We start from the raw sequence: 23,109 nt of genomic DNA on the forward strand, positions 1-23,109 counted from the left end.
TTATTTTGAACGTCGCTCAAGATCGGAGGACGATGTCTAAGGCACTGGAAAGACGAGCCAAGCTCCGGGAATCCCTGATCGAAGCGGCGGAGCGACGGATTGCCGCAGGGGGTCTGGCGGGTCTGAAAACGCGCGATCTGGCGCGGGACATCAGCATCGCCAACGGTGCGGTCTACAATCTCGTCGAAGACGTGGACGAACTGATCCTGCGCGTGGGGTCGCACACGCTGGCGCGGCTCGACGCCACGCTCACGTCTGCCGAAGCCGAAGGGCCGCCCTCGCCTCGTGAGACGCTGGTCCGCATCGCGGTCGCCTATTGCGATTTCGCCGCCGAAAATCTCGAACTGTGGCGCGCGCTGTTCGAGCATCGCATGGCGCCGGGCAAGTCGGTGCCGGAATGGGCGATCAGCGAACAGATGGACCTGTTCCGCCACATCTATCAGCCGCTGGCCGCGCTGTTTCCACAACGAACGCAGGGCGAACTAGGCGTGACGGCACGCAGTCTTTTCTCTGCCGTGCACGGCATGGTGCTGCTAGGGCTCGAGCAAAAACTAATCGCGGTGCCGGTCGAGGCGTTGCGCAAGGAGATTGCGACCATCGTGGGTGCGATGATCGATGGGCTGACACTTCCCATCGTCCCGGGCAAGCGAAGCGCGACCCCGCGCGATTGACAGGCCAATCCATCCCCATCCAATGTCCGTTCGAAGAATGGAAACACAAGGCGGATCGCGTGGCTGGCAACGAACAAGAGACTTACGAATGCGACGCGCTGGTGGTGGGCTCTGGTTGTGCCGGGATGTCGGCAGCGGTCACCGCGGGACATCACGGGCTCAACGTTCTCATCGTCGAAAAGGAGCCGCGCTTCGGCGGCACCACCGCCCGTTCCGGCGGCTGGCTATGGATTCCCGGCACTTCGCTGGCGAAGGCGTGGGGCATCGAGGAAAGCCCGGACCAGGCGCGAACCTATCTGCGCCACGAAGCCGGCAACAGTTTTGATGCCGCGCGCGTCGATGCATTTCTTTCCGCCGGTCCCGAGGCGGTGGACTTTTTCACCAGCGAGACGGCCGTGCAGTTCGACATGCCGCTGACCTTTCCGGATTACCACGCGGAGTCCCCCGGCGGCGCGCAGGGCGGTCGCTCGATGGTAACGCGGCCGTTCGACGGTCGCGAACTGGGCCAGCATATTAATGATCTCGGCAATCCCCTCCCCGAACTCACCGTGTTCGGCATGATGCTGGGCTCCGGCAAGGAGATCATCCATTTCATGCGGGCGACCAGATCGCTGACTTCGGCGGTCTACGTCGCAAAACGCCTGTCGAAGCATTTGATGGACGTGATGCGCCACGGCCGCGGCATGACCTTGACCAACGGCAATGCGCTGGCCGGGCGGCTGGCGAAATCCGCGTTTGACCTGAAAATTCCGTTGTGGCTGTCCTCGCCGGTGCATGAACTGATCGTCGAGGATGGCGCGGTGCGGGGCGCGGTCGTCGAACGCAAGGGAAAGCTGGTGCGCATCATCGCCAGGCGCGGCGTGGTGCTCGCCTGCGGCGGCTTTCCGCATGATGCGGCGAGGCGCAAGACGATGTTTCCGCACGCGCCCACCGGCGCCGAACATTTTTCGCCGGGCCCCGTCGGCAACACCGGCGACGGATTGCGGCTGGCAGAGACCGCCGGCGGCCGCATCGAGGATACGCTGCCGAACGCGGCTGCCTGGGTGCCGGTCTCCATCACCGAGCGCAAGGACGGCTCCAAGGGCGTGATGCCGCATTTCATCGACCGCGCGAAACCCGGCGTCATCGCGGTGATGCGCGACGGCAGGCGCTTTGCCAATGAAGGCAACTCGTATCATGACTTCGTGCAGGCAATGGTGAAGGCTGCAAAGCCCGGCGAGGAGATCACTGCGTTCCTGGTGTGCGATCACCGCGCGCTGCGAAAATACGGCCTCGGCTGCGTGCCGCCGTTTCCGATGCCGCTACGCCATCATCTCGCCACCGGCTACCTCAAGCGCGGCGCAACACTGGCTGAACTGGCTGATAGAACCGGCATCGACCGACAGGGGCTCGAAGCGACGATCGCCGAGTTCAACGCCTCGGCCGCGGAGGGGCGCGATCCCGCGTTTGGCAAAGGATCGCGCGCCTATAACCGCTACCAGGGCGATGCGCTGCACGGGCCGAACCCCTGCGTCGCGCCGATCAAGGACGGACCGTACTATGCGATCAAGCTGGTGGTCGGCGATCTCGGCACCTATGCCGGCATCAAGACCGATGCGCATGCCCGCGCGCTCGACGAACACGGCCAGCCGATCACTGGCCTCTACGCCGCCGGCAACGACATGGCGAGCATCATGGGCGGCAACTATCCCGGTGCCGGTATCACGCTGGGCCCCGCGCTGACGTTTGGATACATCGCGGGGAAGCATATCGCAGGCGGGGCTGCGCTCTAGAAATGTCCGGAGCTGGAACGAACCTCGATGGAATCGATTGTCTCGAATCGAACCGGAGATCGTTCCATGCGTGTGCTGCACTTTTGCGCTGCCATCGTCGCTTTGAGCTTCGTTCCCATCCTCGCCTTTGCCGGCGACACCGAATGGCGGCGATACGAGATCGCGAGCACCGGGACCAGCGTCGACATGCCGGTCTCGATCTTCAGCGTCGACGCCGGACCGCCGGAAGGCGGCACAGGACGGCGCTTCTTCACCGACGACCGCCGCGCCGACCTGACGGTGCAATCCGTTCCCAATCCCGGCAACGATTCGCCCGCCACGTTCCTGGCCAAGATGCGGCCGCCTGCCGGCATCATCTATAAGCGGATCACATCTGATTTCTTCGTTGTGTCCAGCATTCGCAAGGACCGGATCTGGTACAACCGCTGCAACCGCGGCAACGGCACCCTCGACTGCGTGCTGATCAATTATCCCGTCTCCGAAAAACGCCAGTGGGACAACGTGGTCACGCGGATAAGCCATACGCTACGAAGCTAGCGCGCTCGTGACCGGATCTTAGGCAATCGGGAAAAAACAGCAGTTCTATTCCGGCGCGGGGAACCGTCCGATATGCACTGCGTTGCCGATGGTCCGCATCAGTAACCGCGAGGTTGTTTCGTGAATCGCAGGGATTTCCTCGCTGTTTCCGCTTTGCCATTGGCAACTGGCATAGCGCCCGGGCTTTTGCCCGCCGCCCATGCCCAGCCTGCGCCGTTCGATCGATCCATCGTCCGGCAAATGGCGCGCGACCTCGCAAGCAAAGCCTACAAGGCGCCAAGCGAGAAGCTGCCCGACAATCTTGCAAATCTCGATTACGACCGGTATCGGGCGATCCGGTTCTTGCCGGACCGCGCGCTATGGCGCGGCGAAAAATTACCGTTCGAGGTCCAGTTTTTTCATCGCGGATTTTTCTACAAAAACCGGGTCGACCTCTTCGAGGTGAAGGACGGCCAGGCGGCACCGATCGCCTACCGGCCCGACCTGTTTTCATTCGGCGAGTTGGCGCCGCCCGGCCCGGCAGTCGATCTCGGCTTTGCCGGCTTTCGGCTTCATGCGCCGATCAACAAGCCGGACTATTATGACGAGGTTTGCGTCTTTCTCGGCGCAAGCTATTTCCGCGCCGTTGCCAAGGGACAATTGTACGGTCTTTCGGCGCGGGGGCTCGCCATCAACACTGGCGAAGCCAAGGGCGAAGAATTTCCGTTCTTCAAGACGTTCTGGATCGAGAAGCCGGCGCCGGGCGCCAACTCCATCGTTGTGCACGCCTTGCTCGACAGCGAGAGCGCCGCCGCGGCCTACCGTTTCACCATTCGTCCCGGCGACACCACCGTGTTCGACGTCGAAATGGCGATCTATCCGCGCGTCGATCTGCAACAAGCCGGCCTCGCGCCGATGACCAGCATGTTCTTCTTTGGACCGAACGACCGCAAGGACGTCGAAGACTTCCGTCCGTCGGTGCATGATTCGGACGGCCTGGCGGTTTTCAACGGCCGCGGCGAGGAGCTTTGGCGGCCGCTGCACAACCCGCGCGACCTTCAGGTCTCTTCGTTTGGCGATCTCAACCCACGCGGCTTCGGCCTGATGCAGCGTCAGAAGGATTTTTCCGCCTACCAGGACCTGGAATCGAATTTCGAGCGCCGGCCAAGCCTGTGGGCGGAGCCGATCGGCGATTGGGGCGAAGGCGAGGTGAAGCTGCTGGAAATCCCGACCAAGGAAGAGATTCACGACAACATCGCATTGTTCTGGCGCCCCAAAGCGGCGTTGCCGGCCAAAGGCGAACACACCTACACCTATCGTTTGCACTGGGGGCCGGATACTCCAAAGCCAGCCTCACTGGCGCGATTTTCCCGGACTGGGATCGGCACACGAGGCGACAACGCTACACTCTTCGTGCTCGACGTGACCGGCGAACGGCTGAAATCGGTCGATCCGAAAAACTTGCGCGGTGTCGTGACGGCCGAGAAGGCGAAGATTCAGAACATCGTTACCCAGCCGAACCCGGCGACAGGCGGCTGGCGATTGAGCTTCGAGTTGTTGAAGGAAAAGACCCCGGTCGAACTCCGCGCATCGCTCATGCAGAACGAGGAGGCGGTATCGGAGGTCTGGGTTTATCGATGGACACCTTGACGAAACCCGGCGGCTCGCCCGGAAGGCGGGATATCCCGCCGACCGAATTCCTTCCTCCGGAATCGCCGACGGATATGACGGTGCAGGCGTTGCGGCGGTTTGAGCCGCCGCCAGCGCCCGATTTTGCGCCGCTGTGGATCCGGCGCGCCTTCGTTCTGACCGGCACCGCGATCCTGACCGCGGCAGGCTGTTATGAGATGTACCGGGTGCTCCGGGTCGGCGGTGTCACGGTCCTGGAGTCGATCATCCTTGCGCTGTTCGTGCTGTTGTTTGCATGGATCGCCTTCTCCTTCATGTCGGCGCTTGGCGGTTTCTTCGTGCTGCTGATGAGAAGGAAGGACGAGCTCGGCATCGACGCCAGTGCGCCTCTGCCCGCGATACGCAGCCGCACCGCGATGCTGCTGCCGACTTATAATGAGGACCCCTATCGCGTGCTGGCGAGATTGCGCGCGATCTATGAATCGGTCGAGCAGACCCGACACGGCGCGCAGTTCGACTGGTTCGTGCTGAGCGACACCACCGACACCGCGATCTGGATCGCCGAGGAAAAAATGTTTTCTCAAGCTTCGGCAGGACGTCGGCAGATCAGCCGCAATCTTCTATCGCCACCGCCCCGAGAACACCGCGCGCAAGTCGGGCAATATCGAGGAATGGGTCAGGCGGTTCGGCTCCAAATATGAATGCATGCTGATCCTGGACGCCGACAGCTTGATGACAGGCGACAGCATCGTTCGGCTCGTCGCCGCGATGGAGGCGCATCCGAAGGCCGCGCTGATTCAGACGCTACCGGTCATCGTCAATGCAAGATCGCTGTTCGCGCGCTGGCAGCAATTCGCAGGCCGCCTGTACGGTCCGATGCTGGCCGCGGGGATCGCATGGTGGCATGGCTCGGAAGGCAATTACTGGGGCCACAACGCCATCATTCGCGTCCGCGCCTTTGCACAACATGCAGGCCTACCCGCACTCAGCGGACGCAAGCCGTTCGGCGGGCATATCATGAGCCATGACTTCATCGAAGCGGCGCTGATGCGACGCGGCGGCTGGGCCATCCACATGGCGCCGACGCTCCGCGGCAGCTACGAGGAATCTCCGCCCACGCTTTCAGATTTTGCCGCGCGTGACCGTCGCTGGTGCCAGGGCAATCTGCAGCATCTGGCGCTGCTGCCGACCCGCGGCTTTCACTGGGTCTCGCGGCTTCATCTGCTGACGGGGATCGGGTCATATCTCACCGCGCCGCTCTGGCTGATCTTTCTTGTTTTCGGAATCCTGGTCTCGTTGCAAGCGCAGTTCGTACGGCCCGAATATTTTCCGAAAGGATATTCGTTGTTTCCGCAATGGCCGGCGCAGGATCCGGTCCTGGCAGCATGGGTATTTGCCGGCACGATGGGAATGCTGATCGTGCCGAAGCTGCTGGCCTTCATCGTGCTCCTTGCCGATCGCGACACGCGCAGGAAGTTCGGCGGCGGCCTGCTGGTGCTTGGCGGCATCGGGGCCGAGACAATCCTTTCCGGTCTGACCGCGCCCGTCATGATGATCTTCCAGTCGTCCGCTGTCGGCGAAATCCTGTTCGGGCGCGATGCAGGATGGCAGGTTCAGCGCCGGGACGACGGCGCAGTCGCGCAGCGCGACATCGTCAGCACCTATTCGGTGCCGACATTGATTGGCATCGCCATGGCCATCAGCGCCTACGCCGTCTCGCTGTCGTTGCTGCTGTGGATGACGCCGGTGATCCTCGGTCTGTTGCTCTCCATTCCGATCGCGATGCTGTCGTCGTCACCGGGTGCAAACCGCAAGTCCGGATTGTTCAGGACCCCCGAGCAGACGGCGCCGCCGCCGGTGCTGGCACGCGCCAATGAGTTGGCTAGCGCGCCGCATTCGTCGCTCCCCTGCCCGCTGCGCGAATTGCTCGACGATGCTCGCCTGCTCGAAGCACACCTGAACAACCTCTCCGGACAAAAGCCGCGGAAGCGCGGCGACGTCGATCCGCATCTCGCGATCGCGCGCGCGAAGATCGAGGATGCCGAAACGTTCGAGGAGGCGGCGGGGTTTCTGAGCCCGCGCGAGAAGTTCGCGGTGCTCAATGCGCCGACGGTTCTTACAGGCTTGTTGGCGCTGCCCGATCATCGAGCGTGAGACGAGCCCCTTCGAAATTCTACCTCATCATTGCAATCTAGAGTGGGTGATCGACTGGGATGGGTCTGGCGGCCGTCCAGTCTTGGCCGGCACGGCAAATCTGCTAGACTGCCTGCCAGCGAGGCGAAAAATGGAAACGCCCGGACCCGAGCGAAGGCTCGCAGCAATCCTTGCCGCCGACATGGTCGGTTTTAGCCGGCTGATGGAGGTCGACGAGGCAGGGACACTCGCACGCCTGAAGACCCATCGGCTTGAGCTCATTGATCCGGTCATCGCCAAGAATCGCGGTCGCATTATCAAGACTACCGGCGATGGCCTGCTGGTCGAATTCCAGAGTGTTGCCGACGCAGTGCTGTGCGCCGCCGAGGTCCAGCGCAGGATGATGCGGCGCAATGCCGACGTGTCGCCGGCGCGGTGGATTCAGTTCCGCATCGGCATCAATCTGGGCGACGTCATCATCGAGGAAAACGACATTTTTGGCGACGGCGTCAATGTCGCGGCGCGGCTCGAGGTGCTCGCCGAGCCGGGCGGCATATGCGTCTCGGGGGCGGTGCGCGATCAAGTCGGTGATCGGCTCGACGAGATCGCATTTGAGGATCTCGGCGAGCAGAGCGTCAAGAATATCAGCCGCCCGATCCACGTCTTTCGGGTGCGGCTTGAGCCGGCAACCGCAGCGGCCGAGAGTGGCAAGGATAGCTCGGCGGCGACGTCCGCTACCAGAAAGCCGTCCATCGCTGTGCTTCCGCTGGTCAACATGAGCGGCGATCCGGAGCAGGAATTCTTTGCCGACGGCCTCACCGAGGACATCATCACCGAACTGTCGCGCTTCCGCGACCTTCTCGTCATCTCGCGGAACTCGACCTTCGTGCATAAGGGCAAAGCCGTAAAGGTGCAGGAGGTCGCACGCGAACTCGACGTCGAGTATGTCCTGGAGGGCAGCGTACGCAAGGTCGGCGATCGCGTCCGTGTCACCGTGCAGTTGATCGACGCGCAAACCGATCGGCATGTCTGGGCCGAACGCTATGACCGAAAGCTCGAGGATATCTTCGCCATCCAGGATGAGGTGACAGGGGCGATCGTTGCCACGCTTCCCGGCCGCGTCGAGGCCGCCACGCAGGAACGGGCAAAGCGCAAGCGGCCGGACAGCATGGCGGCCTATGAATGCGTGCTCGCCGCCAAAGTCCTGCACCACCGCTCACGACGTGAAGACAATGCGCAGGCCCAGATCTTGCTCGACCGCGCCATCGCGCTCGATCCGAATTATGCGCACGCCCACGCCTGGAAGGCGTGCGTGCTGGGCCAGACCTGGGTCTACGGATGGTGCGAAGATCGCGACGCCACCTTCCAGCAGGTGGCTGACGAGTTGCAGATTGCGCTGGCGCTCGATGACAATGACAGCGACGTTCACCGCATCCTGGCCGCGGTGAACCTGACGCGCGACGATCATGACAGGGCGGCCTACCATCAGGAGCGGGCACTCGCGCTCAATCCCAACTACGATATCGTCGTGGTGCAGCAGGGCGAGTTTCTAACCTGGCTGGGGCGGCCGGAAGAAGGGATCGACTGGATCAGGAAGGCAATGCGCCTCAACCCGTTCCACCCCGAGCGGTTCTGGAGCCACCTCGGTCGCGCGTATTATTGCGCGGAGAAATATGCCGAAGCCGCAGAGGCGTTCGCGCGGATCACGCGGCCCGACTTCACCCATCACGCCTTCCTCGCCGCCATCTTCGCGCAGATGGGCGACGCCGTTGCGGCCGGCGCGCATGCCGCAGAGGTGGTCAAGCTTGAACCGGGTTTTTCGGTGGCCGCCTATCTCGCGACCCAGCACTACAAGCAGGAGGCCGACCGGGCGCGTCATGAGGCCGGCCTGCTCAAGGCGGGGTTACCGGCGTGAGTTTGCGACTAGCAGCGTCTTCGCTTTCACTTTGTTCAAGCTGCGCCGGACACGCCTCGACCTGACGGTCTCCGCGTGCCTTGCCGAGCCGTAGCTTGCGAAAAAGACTGGTTACGGATGGAGCCCGGCTTCGCCCTTCGGGCTACGCCGCGGCAGCCTTCGCTTGCTTCGCTACGATAGGGCTGAGTATGGCTTGCCGAGCCGTAGCTTGCGAAAATGATTGGTTACGGATGGAGCCCGGCTTCGCCCTTCGGGCTGCGCCGCGGCAGCCTTCGCTTGCTTCGCTACGATAGGGCTGAGTATGGCTTGCCGAGCCGTAGCTTGCGAAGCAAGCGAAGGCTGGTGGGCGCGACAGGGATCGAACCTGTGACCCCTACCATGTCAAGGTAGTGCTCTCCCGCTGAGCTACGCGCCCCGGAATGGGATGACCTGTCATCCCGCTCCAGCTTTATTCGTATTGGGTGGGGTCCGTATATCGGCTCCAAAGCGCCCGGGCAAGGATGCTCGGGACTAATTTCTGGTGCCTTTTCGAACGAAATAGCCGCCGAATCAGGCCGCCAGCATCTTGTTCACTTCGCTGACCAGTTCGCGGAGGTGAACGGGCTTGGCCAGCACCTTGGCGTTCTTGGGCGCCTCCAGATCGGAATTCAGGGCGACCGCGGCAAAGCCGGTGATGAACATGATTTTGATGTCGGGGTCGAGTTCCGAGGCGCGGCGCGCCAGCTCGATGCCGTCCATTTCGGGCATCACGATATCGGTCAGCAGCATCTCGAACGGCTCCTCGCGCAGCCGCTGATAGGCCGACATGCCGTTGTCGTGGGGCGAGACCTGAAACCCGGCGTTTTCCAGCGCCTTGACCAGGAAACGTCGCATGTCGTTGTCGTCTTCGGCGAGGAGGATCTTGTGCATGGCGGTCAGTCGTCGAACCTGGCTTGGAGGATCATTGCGCCCACTAAGCCCGACAGAGGGTAAATTTCGGGTGAAAGGTAACGGCTTCTTGGCAGCAGCGGGCGGCGCTATTTCTGTAGCTGCGCGCATCAGGATCGATCAAGGCGGCGCTTTTCAGGCGATTGCGACACCTTCCAGGAGAACCGTGGCTTTTTTCGCTTGGCAGAATGATTACGATTACGGACAATGCATCCTTACAATACCCGCCCTTCCGGCAGAATCGGTCGCATGACCGGCCGGCCGAAGGGAAATGCGGACATTCAAGGGACGGCGCCCGACGATGACCCAGTTTGATGGCGAACTGTCGCCTCCCTTCGAGATCGTGGAGCCGCAGCGCTGGCGGGCGCCGATCATCTTCAACTCGCCCCATTCGGGCTCGGTCTACCCGTCCGAATTCCTCAACGCCTCCCGGATCGACCTTGCCGCGCTGCGCCGGTCGAGGATTCGTTCATGGACGAATTGATCGGCGGTCTGAGCGACCAGGGCTTTCCGACGGTTCGGGTCAATTTCCCCCGCTCCTATGTCGACGTTAACCGCGAGCCCTATGAACTCGATCCGCGGATGTTCACCGGCCGCCTGCCGAGCTTTGCCAATACCCGCTCGATGCGGGTGGCCGGCGGCCTCGGCACCATCCCGCGCGTCGTCGGCGACGGGCAGGAAATCTATCGCGAACGGCTTTCCGTCGATGACGCGCTGGGGCGGATCGAGGCGCTCTACAAGCCGTACCACCGCGCGTTACGGCGGCTGATCAACAAGGCCCATCAGGCGTTCGGGACCGTGATCCTGGTCGATTGTCACTCGATGCCGTCGGTCGGCGTGTCCAGAGACGAGCCACGGCGGCCCGATATCGTGATCGGCGATCGCTACGGCACCAGTTGCGCGAGCCTTTTGCCCGATGTCGTCGAGCACATCATGAGCGGGCTCGGCTATTCGATCGGCCGCAACAAGCCCTATGCCGGCGGCTTCATTACCGAGCACTACGGCAACCCTGCGAGCGGCCTGCATACCGTGCAGCTCGAACTCAACCGCGCGATCTACATGGATGAGCGGCGCAGGGAGCGCAGCCCGCGCTTTGCCCAGGTGGTCACTGATTTCGCGATGCTGGCGGACGCGCTGGCACAGGTGCCGCTCGGCGACCTCGGCCCGTTCCAGGCGGCGGCGGAATGACGCTTCGTCATTCCGGGGCACGCGAAGCGTGAACTATGGTGCGCAATTGCGCACCTGAGAATCTCGAGATTCCGTATCGCCGCTGCGCGACGTCCGGAATGACGTGCACCCAGAAAGAAAAAAGGGCCGCTTGAATGAACAAGCGGCCCAAGTCTAGGGAGGAAACGCCCAAGGAGGGCAGCGATAGCGCGAGGCGCTACCGCACCGCAACAATATGCGACCGCGCTGCACAAAAGGCAAGAGTTTTCGGATCGCTTTCGGTGCAAACCGGGTCCACTCCGGCGAATCGGCAACACCGGCGTATCTGGTCTTTAGTTCAATTATATCAATGACTTAGATATGTAGTCGCGTCAGTTCCGTGCTTACTGCAGTGCTGGTATGCCAAAACTCGCGACTTCGTGATGGCCGGGCTAACCAAAAATCCACGCCTGAAACGAAGCCTTTCTGAAAGCGATTCGAAAGTCCGTGCGCAAGACGAATGGGAATAACGTGCCGTTGGCGATGCGCGGCAGCTCGGATTGGGCTAGAGCTTCGGTTCTGATTGAATCAGAACCGAAGCTCTAGCTTTTATTTTGACGCGTTTTCTTCACGCGAACCGGTATCCACTTCGCTCGAAAACGCTATGGGCAAGAGGCGGCATTTCTAATGCGGTAAGGGACAGCCGTGACGGTCATCGATTTTACAGCGTTTATCGGGCGCCTTGCTACCGCTTCGGGCGAGACCATCCTGCCGTTCTTCCGAACCTCACTCTCGATCGACAACAAGAGCGCCAGCGATTTCGATCCGGTCACCGAGGCCGACCGCGCCGCCGAGGCCGTCATGCGCCGGCTGATCAAGGCCAATTTCCCCCAGCACGGCATCGTCGGCGAGGAATTCGGCAACGAGCGCGAGGATGCCGACTATGTCTGGGTGCTTGATCCGATCGACGGCACCAAATCCTTCATCGCGGGATTTCCGATCTGGGGCACCCTGATCGCGCTCTTGCACAAGGGCACGCCGGTGTTCGGCATGATGCACCAGCCCTATATCGGCGAGCGGTTTTCCGGCGATAGCGGCTCGGCGCATTATTCCGGGCCATCCGGCGAGCGCCGGCTGACGGTGCGCCGCTGCGCATCGCTGAAGGAGGCGACCTCCTTCACCACCAGTCCGCTGCTGATGAACGCCGCCGACCGCGAGATCTTCGGCCGGGTCGAAAATGCGGTGAAGCTGTCGCGCTATGGCGGCGACTGCTATTCCTACTGCATGCTGGCGGCCGGCCATCTCGACCTCGTGGTCGAGACCGAACTCAAGCCCTATGACATCGCGGCATTGATCCCGATCGTCACCGGGGCCGGCGGTGTCGTAACCAATTGGGAGGGCGGACCGGCCCAGCGCGGCGGCCGCATCGTCGCCGCCGGCGATGCCCGGGTGCACGAGGCCACGCTGAAGTTGCTGAATAGCTAGAGACGGCCACACCCAGCGTTTGGTAAGGCGCGCGCGTACCGACGAACTGCTGCTTCGCTCCCGGTGCAATCGCGGAACCTTGCATTGAGCGCTTCATCGCGTACGATGCCCGAACACGCACGTCAGATGCGGGATCGGGGAGCACTCATGAGACCGCTGAGCAAGCTGCTTGCCGGACTGGCGCTGCTATTGTTGCCGACGCTGGCCTCAGCGCAGGATTTCCCGAACAAACCGATCAAGCTGATCGTGCCGTTCCCGGCCGGCGGTCCCAACGACATCATCGCGCGGCTGGTCGGCCAGCGCATGTCCGAAATCACAAAGCAGCCGATCGTGATCGACAATCGCGGCGGCCAGGGCGGCGTGCTCGGCACGGACGCGGTCGCAAAGGCAGCCCCCGACGGCTACGCGATCGGAATCGTGAGCGCGAGCGCGCTGGTCATCAACCCGGCGATGGAAAAGGTGCCCTACGACGTCGCGAAGGATTTTGCGCCGGTCACGCTGGTGACGACAGTGCCGGAGATGCTGGTCGTCGCCAGCAACGTGCCCGCCGGCGACATGAAGGAACTGATCGCGCTCGCCAAGGCACAGCCCGGGAAACTCAATTTCGCATCCGCCGGTGTCGGCGGCATGCCGCACCTCGCCGGTGAGCTGCTCAAGCAGACAGCCGGAATCGACATCGTGCACGTGCCCTACCGGGGCGCCGCGCCTGCTATCAACGATCTGCTCGGCCAGCAGGTGCAGATGGCGTTCCTCGATCTGCCGGTACTGCTGCCGCATATCAAGGCAGGCAGCCTGCGCCCGATTGCCCTTGGCGCGCCAAAACGTGCGTCCACCTCACCCGATGTGCCGACCACTGCCGAGGTCGGCATGCCCGATCTCCTGATCGAAAACTGGTACGGCATGATCGCGCCGGCCGGAGTGCCCGAGGCGATCGTCGCCACCCTGAACCGCGTCGCCAACGAGGCGATGAACGATCCGCAGGTGAAGCAGAAGCTTGCAGATCAGGGCCTGACGGTCGCCGGCAACACGCCGGGGCATTTTCGCGACTACATCGGAACCGAGGCCCAAAAGTGGGAGCGTGTCATCAAGGCTGCCGGCCTCGCCACCGGCAAGTAACGCCGGGCTTCCCCAGACCGTCAGCATTCACGCTCCCTCGCATGTTCAGCGTGGCGCAGATTTGCGCAGGTGCTCGGCCAATTGCTGCGCGGGCTTGGGCAGCGCCCGAAAGCTCCGGGCGCAGATCACCAGCCGCCGGTTGGCCCAGGAGTCCCGGATCCTGATGACATTGATCTTCATCGATCGCGCGCATCGCTTCGCCGCGACTTCAGGCATCACGCCAATCCCGATGCCGGCGGCGACCATCTGACCAATCGCATCGAAACTGTTCAACCGCGCACGAAAGCGCAGCCGCGCGCCGAGACGCGCGGCGTGTCCGCTGACATGGGCGTGCAGCGCGATCGAACTGATCAAGCCGACGAAATCGCGTTCCACCACTTCGGCGAAATCGACCTGCCGCCGATTAGCCAGTTCGTCATTCCGCGCGGCAACCAGCACCAGCCGATCCTCGCTGAACGGCATCCGCTCGATATTGTCTGCAAGCGCGTGTTCGGCGGCAAGCCCGAGATCGGCGGCACCGATGACGATGGCGCGGGCAATGTCGCTGCTTTCGCGTTCCTCGACGTCGATCGAAATGTGAGGATGTGCGGCCAGAAAGGCAGCCAACGTCTTCGGCAGATATTCCGAAAGCCCCGACGTGTTGGCGACGAAACGGACGGTGGCCTTCATGCCGCGGGCAAAGTCGGCCAGATCGCCGCGCATGGTCTCGATGTTGTGGAGCACGATCCTGGCATGGTCGAGCAGGCTTTCGCCGGCCGGCGTCAACTCGACGCCGCGGCGGCCGCGCCTCAGCAGCGAAACACCGAGTGCTTCTTCCAGGCCCTTGATCCGCTCACTCGCCGACGCCAGCGCGAGATGGACCCGATGCGCGCCATTGGTAATGCTGCGGGTCTCGGCGACCGCGATGAAGAGCTGAAGATCGACCAGATCGAAACGCATGGGGATTCCTTGTGGACCCGTCATTGCGAGTGCAGCGAAGCAATCCATTCTTTCTTAGCGCCGCGAGATGGATTGCTTCGCTGCGCTCGCAATGACGGAGAATAGCATCAGCCTTCGCCCTAGCCGAAGGCTGTCTCCGTAATCTCCAGATTGTGCCTGATACGCCGATAGGTCAATGTCCGCCCATGTTCGATTCCATGCTCATTCTTATCGCCGCAGCCTTCCTGCTGGCCGGTTTCATCAAGGGCGTGATCGGGCTCGGCCTGCCGACGGTATCGATGGGCCTGCTCGCGGTGACGATGCCGCCGGCGCAGGCGATTGCGATCGTGATCGTGCCGGCGATCGTTACCAATATCTGGCAGACTTTTGGCGGCCCGTATTTGCGCGACATCATGCGGCGGCTGTGGCCGCTGATGGCCGGCACCGTCGCCGGCATCTGGCTAAATGCGGGACTGTTGACCGGCCCCTACGCGCCCTATGGCACCGTCGTTCTCGGCACGCTGCTGGTGATCTATGCGATCCTCGGTCTCAGCAAGCTCCACTTCAAGGTTGCGCGCCGCGACGAGAAATGGATCGGCGGCATCGTCGGCCTGATCACCGGCGTGGTGTCGGCCGCGACCGGCGTTCAGATATTTCCGTCGATGCCTTATATGCAGGCGATCGGCATGGAGAAAGACGAACTGGTGCAGGCGCTCGGCGTGTTCTTCACCGTCGCCACGATAGCGCTCGCCTTCAGCCTCACCACCACCGGCCTGTTGACGGCGGCAACCGCGCTGCCGGGCGCGGTCGCGATGGCGGCGTCCTTTGCCGGCATGTTCATCGGACAGGCGGTGCGGACGCGGATGCATCCGGACGTATTCCGCCGCTGGTTCCTGATCGCGATGATCTTTCTCGGGCTCTATATCGCCGGCAACGCGCTCGTGAAAATACACGGCTGAGGCGTCAGCGCGCCTCCAGCATCGCCACGCGGATACCGAGATAGACGAACAGCCCGCCGAGTGCGCGGTTGATCCAGGCTACCGCGCCGGCCGATTGCCGGATACGGCCCGCGGCCCGGGCCGCGAAGGCGGCGATGCAAAAGCACCACAACGTGCCGCTGGTGATGAAGATCAGGCCGAGTACCAGGAACGCCAGGGTCTTGTGGGCAGACTCCGCGGCCACGAACTGCGGCAGGAACGCCAGAAAGAACAGCGCCACCTTCGGATTGAGCACGTTGGTCAGGGCGCCCTGCCAGAATACGCGGGCAAGCGATGTCTCGCTGCCTGCCGAGCCATTGCCTGCCACTCCCGCCTCCGCCAGCGGGCGCGAACGCGACAGCAGCATCTGGACACCGGTAAACAGCAGATAGGCGGCGCCGACCCATTTCAGGACCGCAAAGGCCGCGGACGACGCCATCAACAGCGCCGACAGGCCGATGGCGGCGCCGAAGACGTGAATGAGGCAGCCGGCACTGATTCCGGTCGCCGCCGCCGCCCCGCCGCGCCATCCGAACTGGATGCTGCGACCGATAATGTAGGCCGTGTCCGGCCCCGGGGTGATGTTGAGCAGCAGGCCCGAGAGGATGAATAGCCAGACTTGGTGAATGCCGAGCATCTCTGTCATCATTTGACGGTTCCCTGGGCGCCCCACGGCCCTATTGCGCACATGCCAATCCCTTAGGGATTGCAGTACTATCATGAGCAAATCGGGCTTCCACCGGATTGCGCATATTTTATAAACATTGGAATTGGTTGGCTGACCGCGTAGTGGTTATCCTGCCCGTTCGGGTGTCATTGAGGATATAGTGGGGATATGGAAAGACGCCTGGCAGCCATCGTCTGCGCTGACGTCGCCGGCTACTCCCGAATGATGGGAGCCGACGAGGCGGGGACGCACGCCACGTTCAAGGCCCATCGAAGCGCGATCTATCCGATCATCCTCAATCATGGCGGCCGTCTGGTGAAGAACACCGGCGACGGCTTCCTCCTGGAATTTCCCTCTATCGTCGGCGCCATCGAGGCCGCGGTCGCGATGCAGATGGTGATGGCGGAACGCAACGAGCACCTGCCCGCCGATCGCGCCATGCAGTTTCGCATGGGCATCCACATGGGCGACGTGATGGCCGACGAAGACGAGGTGTTCGGCGACGACGTCAACATCGCGGTCCGCCTCGAATCGGTCGCCGCCCCCGGCGGCGTGGCGGTTTCGGGCAAGGCCTGTCATGAAGCGGGCAAGCGCCTCAGCGTCACATTCGTCGACGCCGGTCCCTACCGGTTCAAGAACATCGAGGAGCCGATCCATGTCTGGACCTGGCAGCCCGGGGGTATCGACAGCAGCCCGGCCCGTAAAGCCGAGTCCGAGATATCGGCCACGAACCTGCCTGCCCAATATCGCACCGCGATCGTGGGCGTGCTGCCGTTCACGAATTTGAGCGAAAGCGCGGACGAGTATTTTTCCGACGGGCTGACCGAGGACCTGATCCACGCGCTATCACTGCAATCGTTCTATCGGGTGCTGGGCCGGAACTCGACGTTCTCGTTCAAGGGCAAGAACGTGAGCACGCGCCTGATCGCACGCGAGATCGATGCCACCTACCTGATCCAGGGCTCGGTCCGGCGTGCCGCCAACAAAGTTCGTGTCACCGCCGAGCTGATCGCTCCCGAAACCGGCGAGCAATTGTGGACCGGCCGGTTCGACCGCGATATGGGCGACCTGTTCGCAATGCAGGACGAACTCACCACCAGCCTGTCGGCAGCAATCGCGGCCGAAATCTACCGGGCGGAAGCCTCCGCCCCGTCCCGCTCCTCATCGAACGACATCACCGCTTGGGATCGTTTCCTGAAAGGGCTGTCCCACTACTACCTGCACAGCAAGGCGGACTACGAAACCGCGATCAGCCTGTTCAAGGAAGCCATCGCACTCGATCCGACGCTGTCGATCGCGCGCGCCTATCTCGCTACCATTCTGACTCAGGGTGTCCACTTCGGATGGATCAAGAGCACGCGCGAATTATGGGACTCCGCAATGGAACTCGCGGTGAGCAGCGTCCGACTCGATCCCGTTCGTCCTTTGCGTTTCAGATTCTGGGCTATCTGCACGCGCAGGAGGGTCACTTCGAGGCGGCGATGGATGCCGCCAAGCGGGCGGTAGGGCTTAACCCATACGACATGGGCGCCCGCGGCGTGCTCGGCGTATGTCATCTCGTGAACGGAGAACACCGGCAGGCGATCGAACTGTTTACGATGGCGGCGCAGCAGGGCAACAACGACCCCAGATATCAATGGGCGGCAGTAAACGCATTCAGCCACTATATGCTCGGACAATATGATGCTTCGCTGTCGTGGGCGCGCGAGGCCTTGTACACCAATCCCAATCACCTTCAGGCACTCGCGATCCGGGCGGCAGCCCTGGCTCAATTGGGCCGGACTGCGGAAGCGGCAAACGCTGCCGAAGTTTTGCTGAGCAACTATCCCGGCCTGACCGTCGACCGGCACTTGCGTAATTTCCGCTGGAAGCTGCCGGGCGATATTGCCCATTACCGCGACGGCCTTGTGAAGGCCGGCATCCCCTTCACCAGATTGACCCTTGTCGAATCCTCGCCAAAGCTTGCCGCAGATTCCTGAGCGTGTGTGAGCCGGTCGGTTGACACGGCGTCGAATTCCGCCAAAACTTGCCACACCCTGAAGTAGCGCCCCGCCGAATTTTCTTTTCAAAACCGTCATCCGCTCCGCGTCGGTGACAGACCATTTTTCATATTCGGCGCCTTTGAGGACTTGAGCCATGTCGGACCAACGCATTGCCACCGCCCCGGGCGCTGCGCCTGCCGGGCAGTTACCCGTTTCGCCCAATAATCCCTGCCCGTTCCTGCGCGCATTGGTCGCCAACGGCTATGTCGGCGGCCACGTCGTGCCGCTCTCGCAACTCTCCGAAATGATCGGATTGGCCAGCGGCGAAACCGGCTCGGCCCAAAAAGGGGTGCGGCGGAAAGCCTGGATGGTCGCCGTCATTGCCAACGGCCTCGGGCCGCTGCGCGTATTCAAGAGCGCAACGTCCGGCGCCGTGCTCGACGAGTTGCGCAACGGCCCGCTCGACAAGCATGGCGGCGGTTCACGCATTCTCGACGCCGAAGCAAACGTCCATGAAGACCAGATCGAACGGCTCGCCAGCTTCGGCAGGGACTGCAAAGATCCCGCTGGAGGCATCGAGATCGGGCTGACGGCGAAGGAGATCGAGGCCTTCATGGCAGACAATATCAAGCGCGACGGCGATGCCGCGCGCTGGTACTTCCCGATCCTGATGAAGGGCGAGTGGCCGGTCCTATTGAAAATCCTCGGCAAGGGCGAAGGCGAGGCACGCTACCTCAGCGTCGCCGAGGTCAGGACGCTGTTCGTCGAGAAGCGGCTGCCGGAACGGATCACGGCACGGCTGCCGAAGCCAGCGGCCGGAAGATAACTGCCGAAGGCGGGTGCGGCCTGCCACCCATTCGCTACGGCTGCGGCCCGTAGCCCGGAACCCATTTTTCGTACTGGGGCAAGTCGTCCTGAATCGTCCACCAGGGCGCACGTGACGACGTAAATACGTGTAGACGCGGCCGAACATTGGGATCGTCGTCGAAAAGACCGGCGGGGATACTGACCGTCTCCAGATAACTTGCCTTGCCTGGCGTCAGGCAGCCGCAGATCTTGCAACGATACCGGAAACTGCCTGGCTCGGATTCATAGCGTACGGTCATGTCCTCGCCGGCCGAAAATCGAAACTTGTCAACTTCGACGTGAGCGTACGTTGCGAATGCCGCGCCGGTAAGCTTGCGGCAATTGGCACAATGGCAGTGTGTGATCGATCGTACCTTATCGACTTCAAACCTGACGGCACCGCATAGGCAGCTTCCACGAATCATAACGGCATTCTCCAGACCCAAAGTACCGCCAGCGCGGTTCGCGTCCCGATTGAACCGGCTTAAATCGCGGCAAGCAACTATTTGAACAGCGGCGTGCCCGGCACGAACGCATCGAACGCAGCCCAGAATTGCGCGCGGTAGCGGTCCTGCTCCTGCAGGATCTCGTGCTTGGAGCCTGCGATCACCAAATGCGAGCCGGCGCGTAAGTGATAGGCGAATTCCTCGATCGCCGCCGTTGAAACGATGGTGTCGTTGCTGGCGGCCAGCATCAGGATCGGCTGGCGGATTTCGGACGGGTAGTTCATGCCGCGAAAGGTATTCATTGCCTTGAACGCGGTGTCGGCCCACGCCACCGTCGGCGAGCCGATGCCCAGCGTCGGGTCTTCTTCCAGGATCGCGGCGTTGCGGGCGTAGCGCACGGGATCGCTGGTGAAGGGGTTGTTGATGAAAGATTCCGTGCCGGTCAGCGCATCGCTGCCGCCGGGCACGTAGCGGCCGCCCTGCCCCATCAGCCGCATGATCCGAAGCAGCGCCCGGGTCGGAAACGACGTCGTGCGCCCTGGCAGGTCGATCATCGGCGCCGACAGCACCATGCGGTCGAACCAGCGTTTTCCCGCATGCGCCACCCGCAGCATGACCGCGCCGCCCATCGAATGCGCCAGCGCGAAATACGGCGGCGGACAATCCGGCAGCACCACCTGCTGCACGAAGGTCTCGACGTCCACTTCGAAATCGGAGAAGTCGCGGACATAGCCTTTGCGCGGATCACGCAGGCGGCGCGAGGAATGCCCCTGGCCACGCCAGTCGATCATCGCCACCGCAAAGCCGCGATCGCGCAAGTCACGCACCGTCTCGAAATATTTCTCGATCTGCTCGCTGCGCCCGGTGAAGACGCAGACCGTGCCCTTGCGCCCCGCCGGCGGCGCCCAGCGCGCGAACCTCAGTTCCGCGCCGTCGGGCGTCTTGATGGTGCCCGAGACGACGTCCTCCGGAACCGGATTGGCGGGAATGGAGACGAGCGTCATGACGGGAACCGAGTAGGTGAAAAGGGCTAAAAATCAAGGCGGGAGCGTAAAAAAGGGCCTGTTTCGCCTCTCTTGAACGCCGTTTCACCCCTCCCATATCACTTCTGTGCAGGCCACTGCCAGTGTTTCGGAACCAAACCCAAGGCTCCAAAAAAGCCAAGGCTCCAAAAACTGAGGCTGCACAGGACTAAAGCCCGGCCCGATGGCGGGCGGGTAATTGCAACAGTCGCTCAATGGAGGACTATCCTATGCGTACCTACGATCTTACCCCGTTTTATCGTTCCACCGTCGGCTTCGACCGCTTCTTCAACCTGCTCGATCAGGTGACCTCCGACGGCAGCCCCGGTTATCCGCCCTACAACATCGAGCGCACCGGTGAGAACGCCTACCGCATCAGCGTTGCGGTTTCCGGCTTCTCGCAGGGAGAACTTTCGATCGTCGCGAAGGAAAACACGCTGACGATCAAGGGCGAGAAAACCGCCAACGAGAACGGCAAGGACAAATCCGAAGTGCTCTACCGCGGCATCGCCGCACGCGCCTTCGAGCGCGTCTTCCAGCTTGCCGATTTCGTGCAGGTGAAGAACGCCTCGCTCGAGAACGGCCTGCTCCACGTCGATCTCGTCCGCGAGATCCCCGAGGCCAAGAAGCCGCGCAGCATTCCGATCAATTCGGGCGCGCAGGCCCCGCAGGTGGTCGACGCTTCCGTCGCCGCGTAACACGGTAGGTTCAGCCGGTATTGGCTGAACGCGAAAACGCCCCGGGGAGACCGGGGCGTTTTTTTGTACGCGCATCACGAAGACGGCGCAATCCGGCTCCGCTCATTAACAGCGAATTTAGATGATGTCCGCTTCCGCGACGACTACTTGACCGCGCGCCCCCGATATCGGCGGCACCTGACGCGTAACATTTCAAGTTCGGCGACGTACTCACTTTGCACCCAGCACTTCAACAGACGTATCCAATCAGGAGAGATCGATGGCGAAGTTACAGATTGTTGCGGCGCTCGCCGCCAGTGTGTTTGCAGGATCGTTTGGCGTACTCACCACGCCGGCGCAGGCCGCGGCACCGGTCAAAGTGAAAAATGTCGTGCTGGTGCACGGCTCCTGGGCCGACGGATCGAGCTGGTCGAAAGTCATTCCGCGGCTGCAGGCAGCGGGACTTCACGTGACTGCCGTGCAGAATCCGCTGACCTCGCTGGAAGATTCCGTGGCCGCAACGCGCGGCGCACTGGCGCAGCAGGATGGCCCGACCGTGCTGGTGGCGCATTCCTGGGGCGGCACCGTCATCAGTGAACTCGGCACCGACCCGAAGGTCACGGGGCTGGTCTATATCGCGGCGCGCGCCCGATGCGGGTGAGGACTTCGTCGCGCTCTCGCAGAAATTTCCGGCCGGCCCCGCGCGGGCCGGCGTTCAGGAGCATGACGGCTTCACCAAATTGTCCGAGGACGCCTTCCTGAAGTACTTCGCAAACGGCGTCGACTCCAAGACCGCGAAAGTTCTGTACGCAGTGCAATGGCCGACCGCGGCTTCCATTTTCGCCGGCCGCACCACCGCAGCCGCCTGGCACAGCAAGCCGAGCTGGTACGCCGTGTCGAAGCAGGACTACACCATCAATCCCGATCTCGAGCGGTATCTCGCCAAGCGCATGAATGCCACGACGGTCGAACTGGACGCCGGCCACCTGTCGCTGGTCTCTCAGGCCGACAAGGTCGCCGATCTGATCCTGGCCGCCGCCGGCCAGCACGAATAGCGCATCGCAATGAAAAACGCCCCGGAAAGACCGGGGCGTTTCTTGTGGCTATCGTCCTGCGAACGCAGGGACCAATACCGCGTGATCTATCAGATAGGCGATATGGCAGACGCCCTTCGCAAAACGACCGCTGGTGGTTATGGGTCCCTGCGTTCGCAGGGACGACGTTACTCCAGAGAGTTACTCCAGCCCCTGCACGTCAGGCATCGCCTGCGTCGGCGCAATCTGCGGCGCGGGCTTGGCCGGGACCGAACCCGTCACCGCCGGCGACGCCGCGGCCTGAGCTTCGGTCGGCTTCGGCGCGGGCGCTGCAGCCTGCTTGACCGGCGCCGGTGCAGGTTTGGCGGCGACCGGACTGGCTTTCGGCATCGGCACCGCGCGGCTCGCGACATGGGAGGCCGGCCGCTGCGGCCGCGGCGCGGCCTGGACATTGGCCGGGGTGGCCGGCGCATGGGCCTGCGGCGGCGGAGCTCCCGGCGTTGCCGGAAGCGCGCTGTGCTCTTCGTAGAAATTGTCGCCCATCCGGTAGGACGGCACAAAACGGATGATCCGGCCGTTGCGTGCGTCGATCACCAGCCGGCCGTCCTCGCCGCCGCGGTCGAGCGCCGCAATCGTGTAAACGAAGCCGCGCAGCCTTGGGATACCGAGCGGCGAGAATCCGTTGTCGCGCAGCACGGAATAGACTTCCGTCGACGGCAACAGTCCCGGACCGTATCCATACTGCGGCACGGCTCCGTAGCGCGGCCCGGGCTCGTCGTACGGCCCGGGAACCGGCTGCGGTGCCACCGCATAGGGAGCCTCGAAATCCGATGCCGCCCTGTATGGCGAGCGCCCGATCTCATAAGGCCCGGGCACCTGCGCCTGCGCGCCGCCCACAAGAAGGACCAGTCCCGCCGCCAAAGATCCCGTGAACAACTTCATCACCGAAAGCTCCTGTAAACCCCGCAGCCTCCGGACCGTAGCCGGAGCATTTTGCTCACTCGCCGACGGCCCAGGGCGAATTTCATTTCGAAATCCGGCGGTCCTTGGGCCGGATCGGGGCGCCGCTGCCGCAAAACTCCAGCGGCCGGCTTTTCCCCAGGGCCGCCAAGCGCCGATCCGCATGCGGGCGAGGACTTTCACGCGCTTGTGTGATAAAGAAAAATTTGGCATGGTCGAAGTTAGGACAGTATCACTGTCTCAATTGCGGAGCCGTCCCGGCACAGGGAT

17 protein-coding genes, 1 tRNA gene and 4 pseudogenes are annotated in these 23,109 nt (G+C 62.7%); 15 read left to right on the forward strand and 7 right to left on the reverse strand.

Features of this window, described 5'->3' with window-relative positions; genetic code table 11:
- Positions 1 to 32: 32 nt before the first annotated feature.
- The 6 genes and pseudogenes from ACFXS9_RS29025 to ACFXS9_RS29050 all read left to right on the forward strand — a co-directional run bounded on the left by ACFXS9_RS29025 (position 33) and on the right by ACFXS9_RS29050 (position 8,636).
- The gene (locus ACFXS9_RS29025; RefSeq protein ID WP_392694744.1) at positions 33 to 671 is read left to right on the forward strand and encodes a TetR/AcrR family transcriptional regulator; all 639 of its coding nucleotides are present in this window, start codon (positions 33 to 35) and stop codon (positions 669 to 671) included.
- Between the two features lie 59 nt (positions 672 to 730).
- A complete protein-coding gene (locus ACFXS9_RS29030) occupies positions 731 to 2,443 on the forward strand; it encodes an FAD-dependent oxidoreductase (RefSeq protein ID WP_392694746.1) in 1,713 nt (570 codons plus the stop codon).
- 66 nt (positions 2,444 to 2,509) lie between these two features.
- A complete protein-coding gene (locus ACFXS9_RS29035; protein ID WP_392694749.1) occupies positions 2,510 to 2,980 on the forward strand; it encodes a hypothetical protein in 471 nt (156 codons plus the stop codon).
- Positions 2,981 to 3,100: 120 nt separating this feature from the next.
- Positions 3,101 to 4,609 (forward strand): glucan biosynthesis protein G, encoded by a 1,509-nt coding sequence (locus ACFXS9_RS29040; RefSeq protein WP_392694752.1) that lies wholly within the window; start codon positions 3,101 to 3,103, stop codon positions 4,607 to 4,609.
- Positions 4,597 to 6,742 (forward strand): annotated as a pseudogene (gene mdoH / locus ACFXS9_RS29045) (glucans biosynthesis glucosyltransferase MdoH). The gene ACFXS9_RS29040 and the pseudogene mdoH overlap by 13 nt, the downstream one beginning before the upstream one ends.
- A 130-nt stretch (positions 6,743 to 6,872) precedes the next feature.
- Complete coding sequence (locus ACFXS9_RS29050) at positions 6,873 to 8,636, forward strand: adenylate/guanylate cyclase domain-containing protein (RefSeq protein WP_392694755.1); 1,764 nt, start codon at positions 6,873 to 6,875, stop codon at positions 8,634 to 8,636.
- A gap of 340 nt (positions 8,637 to 8,976) precedes the next feature.
- On the opposite strand, the gene ACFXS9_RS29055 is transcribed toward ACFXS9_RS29050, so the two are convergent.
- Positions 8,977 to 9,051: transfer RNA gene (locus tag ACFXS9_RS29055), tRNA-Val, on the reverse strand.
- 134 nt (positions 9,052 to 9,185) lie between these two features.
- Positions 9,186 to 9,545 (reverse strand): cell cycle two-component system response regulator CpdR, encoded by a 360-nt coding sequence (cpdR, locus tag ACFXS9_RS29060; protein ID WP_392694758.1) that lies wholly within the window; start codon positions 9,543 to 9,545, stop codon positions 9,186 to 9,188.
- On the opposite strand from cpdR, the gene ACFXS9_RS29065 reads away from it, so the two are divergent.
- The 4 genes and pseudogenes from ACFXS9_RS29065 (at position 9,544) to ACFXS9_RS29080 (ending at position 13,310) form a co-directional block, all read left to right on the forward strand.
- Entirely contained in the window at positions 9,544 to 9,816 is a 273-nt protein-coding gene (locus ACFXS9_RS29065; protein ID WP_392694760.1) for a hypothetical protein, read from the forward strand. The genes cpdR and ACFXS9_RS29065 overlap by 2 nt on opposite strands.
- A 48-nt stretch (positions 9,817 to 9,864) precedes the next feature.
- A pseudogene (locus ACFXS9_RS29070) lies at positions 9,865 to 10,751 on the forward strand (N-formylglutamate amidohydrolase).
- Between the two features lie 663 nt (positions 10,752 to 11,414).
- On the forward strand, positions 11,415 to 12,194 hold the full coding sequence (hisN, locus tag ACFXS9_RS29075) for a histidinol-phosphatase (protein ID WP_392694762.1): 780 nt from the start codon (positions 11,415 to 11,417) through the stop codon (positions 12,192 to 12,194).
- A 147-nt stretch (positions 12,195 to 12,341) separates the two neighbouring features.
- Positions 12,342 to 13,310, forward strand: coding sequence for a Bug family tripartite tricarboxylate transporter substrate binding protein (locus ACFXS9_RS29080; protein WP_392694765.1), 969 nt, complete (start codon positions 12,342 to 12,344; stop codon positions 13,308 to 13,310).
- 45 nt (positions 13,311 to 13,355) lie between these two features.
- On the opposite strand, the gene ACFXS9_RS29085 is transcribed toward ACFXS9_RS29080, so the two are convergent.
- Positions 13,356 to 14,249 (reverse strand): LysR substrate-binding domain-containing protein, encoded by an 894-nt coding sequence (locus ACFXS9_RS29085; RefSeq protein WP_392694767.1) that lies wholly within the window; start codon positions 14,247 to 14,249, stop codon positions 13,356 to 13,358.
- Between the two features lie 185 nt (positions 14,250 to 14,434).
- Here ACFXS9_RS29085 and ACFXS9_RS29090 point away from each other — a divergent pair, with 185 nt between their 5' ends.
- A complete protein-coding gene (locus ACFXS9_RS29090; protein ID WP_392694770.1) occupies positions 14,435 to 15,187 on the forward strand; it encodes a sulfite exporter TauE/SafE family protein in 753 nt (250 codons plus the stop codon).
- Positions 15,188 to 15,191: 4 nt separating this feature from the next.
- On the opposite strand, the gene ACFXS9_RS29095 is transcribed toward ACFXS9_RS29090, so the two are convergent.
- Positions 15,192 to 15,842, reverse strand: a complete 651-nt coding sequence (locus ACFXS9_RS29095; RefSeq protein WP_392700070.1) for a LysE family translocator — start codon at positions 15,840 to 15,842, stop codon at positions 15,192 to 15,194.
- A gap of 198 nt (positions 15,843 to 16,040) precedes the next feature.
- On the opposite strand from ACFXS9_RS29095, the pseudogene ACFXS9_RS29100 reads away from it, so the two are divergent.
- Positions 16,041 to 17,851, forward strand: a pseudogene (locus tag ACFXS9_RS29100) (tetratricopeptide repeat protein).
- Between the two features lie 157 nt (positions 17,852 to 18,008).
- Positions 18,009 to 18,680 carry a hypothetical protein gene (locus ACFXS9_RS29105; RefSeq protein WP_392694772.1) on the forward strand — a complete coding sequence of 224 codons (672 nt, stop codon included), beginning with the start codon at positions 18,009 to 18,011 and terminating at the stop codon, positions 18,678 to 18,680.
- Between the two features lie 34 nt (positions 18,681 to 18,714).
- Here ACFXS9_RS29105 and ACFXS9_RS29110 read toward each other — a convergent pair whose 3' ends face one another.
- Together ACFXS9_RS29110 and ACFXS9_RS29115 are read right to left on the reverse strand one after the other, a co-directional pair.
- Entirely contained in the window at positions 18,715 to 19,125 is a 411-nt protein-coding gene (locus ACFXS9_RS29110) for a GFA family protein (protein ID WP_392694774.1), read from the reverse strand.
- 77 nt (positions 19,126 to 19,202) lie between these two features.
- Entirely contained in the window at positions 19,203 to 20,150 is a 948-nt protein-coding gene (locus ACFXS9_RS29115; RefSeq protein WP_392694777.1) for an alpha/beta fold hydrolase, read from the reverse strand.
- 248 nt (positions 20,151 to 20,398) lie between these two features.
- Between ACFXS9_RS29115 and ACFXS9_RS29120 the strand changes: the two genes are divergently transcribed.
- Positions 20,399 to 20,866: an Hsp20 family protein gene (locus tag ACFXS9_RS29120; RefSeq protein ID WP_028350462.1), complete on the forward strand. Its 468-nt coding sequence runs from the start codon at positions 20,399 to 20,401 to the stop codon at positions 20,864 to 20,866.
- Positions 20,867 to 21,125: 259 nt separating this feature from the next.
- Positions 21,126 to 21,900 (forward strand): annotated as a pseudogene (locus tag ACFXS9_RS29125) (alpha/beta fold hydrolase).
- Positions 21,901 to 22,080: 180 nt separating this feature from the next.
- On the opposite strand, the gene ACFXS9_RS29130 reads toward ACFXS9_RS29125, so the two are convergent.
- Entirely contained in the window at positions 22,081 to 22,821 is a 741-nt protein-coding gene (locus tag ACFXS9_RS29130) for a hypothetical protein (RefSeq protein WP_392700072.1), read from the reverse strand.
- Between the last annotated feature and the right edge of the window lie 288 nt (positions 22,822 to 23,109).

Origin of the sequence: Bradyrhizobium sp. RDI18 (assembly GCF_043203335.1) — a bacterium.
GTDB lineage: Bacteria > Pseudomonadota > Alphaproteobacteria > Rhizobiales > Xanthobacteraceae > Bradyrhizobium > Bradyrhizobium retamae.

Excerpts from the sequence above, each read along its gene's own strand:
- ACFXS9_RS29025 (WP_392694744.1), top strand. The coding sequence starts at position 33 with ATGTCTAAGGCACTGGAAAGACGAGCCAAGCTCCGGGAATCCCTGATC.
- ACFXS9_RS29035 (WP_392694749.1), top strand. The coding sequence starts at position 2,510 with ATGCGTGTGCTGCACTTTTGCGCTGCCATCGTCGCTTTGAGCTTCGTT.
- ACFXS9_RS29050 (WP_392694755.1), top strand. The coding sequence starts at position 6,873 with ATGGAAACGCCCGGACCCGAGCGAAGGCTCGCAGCAATCCTTGCCGCC.
- ACFXS9_RS29065 (WP_392694760.1), top strand. The coding sequence starts at position 9,544 with ATGGCGGTCAGTCGTCGAACCTGGCTTGGAGGATCATTGCGCCCACTA.
- cpdR (WP_392694758.1), bottom strand. The coding sequence starts at position 9,545 with ATGCACAAGATCCTCCTCGCCGAAGACGACAACGACATGCGACGTTTC.
- ACFXS9_RS29080 (WP_392694765.1), top strand. The coding sequence starts at position 12,342 with ATGAGACCGCTGAGCAAGCTGCTTGCCGGACTGGCGCTGCTATTGTTG.
- ACFXS9_RS29085 (WP_392694767.1), bottom strand. The coding sequence starts at position 14,249 with ATGCGTTTCGATCTGGTCGATCTTCAGCTCTTCATCGCGGTCGCCGAG.
- ACFXS9_RS29090 (WP_392694770.1), top strand. The coding sequence starts at position 14,435 with ATGTTCGATTCCATGCTCATTCTTATCGCCGCAGCCTTCCTGCTGGCC.
- ACFXS9_RS29095 (WP_392700070.1), bottom strand. The coding sequence starts at position 15,842 with ATGCTCGGCATTCACCAAGTCTGGCTATTCATCCTCTCGGGCCTGCTG.
- ACFXS9_RS29105 (WP_392694772.1), top strand. The coding sequence starts at position 18,009 with ATGTCGGACCAACGCATTGCCACCGCCCCGGGCGCTGCGCCTGCCGGG.
- ACFXS9_RS29110 (WP_392694774.1), bottom strand. The coding sequence starts at position 19,125 with ATGATTCGTGGAAGCTGCCTATGCGGTGCCGTCAGGTTTGAAGTCGAT.
- ACFXS9_RS29115 (WP_392694777.1), bottom strand. The coding sequence starts at position 20,150 with ATGACGCTCGTCTCCATTCCCGCCAATCCGGTTCCGGAGGACGTCGTC.
- ACFXS9_RS29120 (WP_028350462.1), top strand. The coding sequence starts at position 20,399 with ATGCGTACCTACGATCTTACCCCGTTTTATCGTTCCACCGTCGGCTTC.
- ACFXS9_RS29130 (WP_392700072.1), bottom strand. The coding sequence starts at position 22,821 with ATGAAGTTGTTCACGGGATCTTTGGCGGCGGGACTGGTCCTTCTTGTG.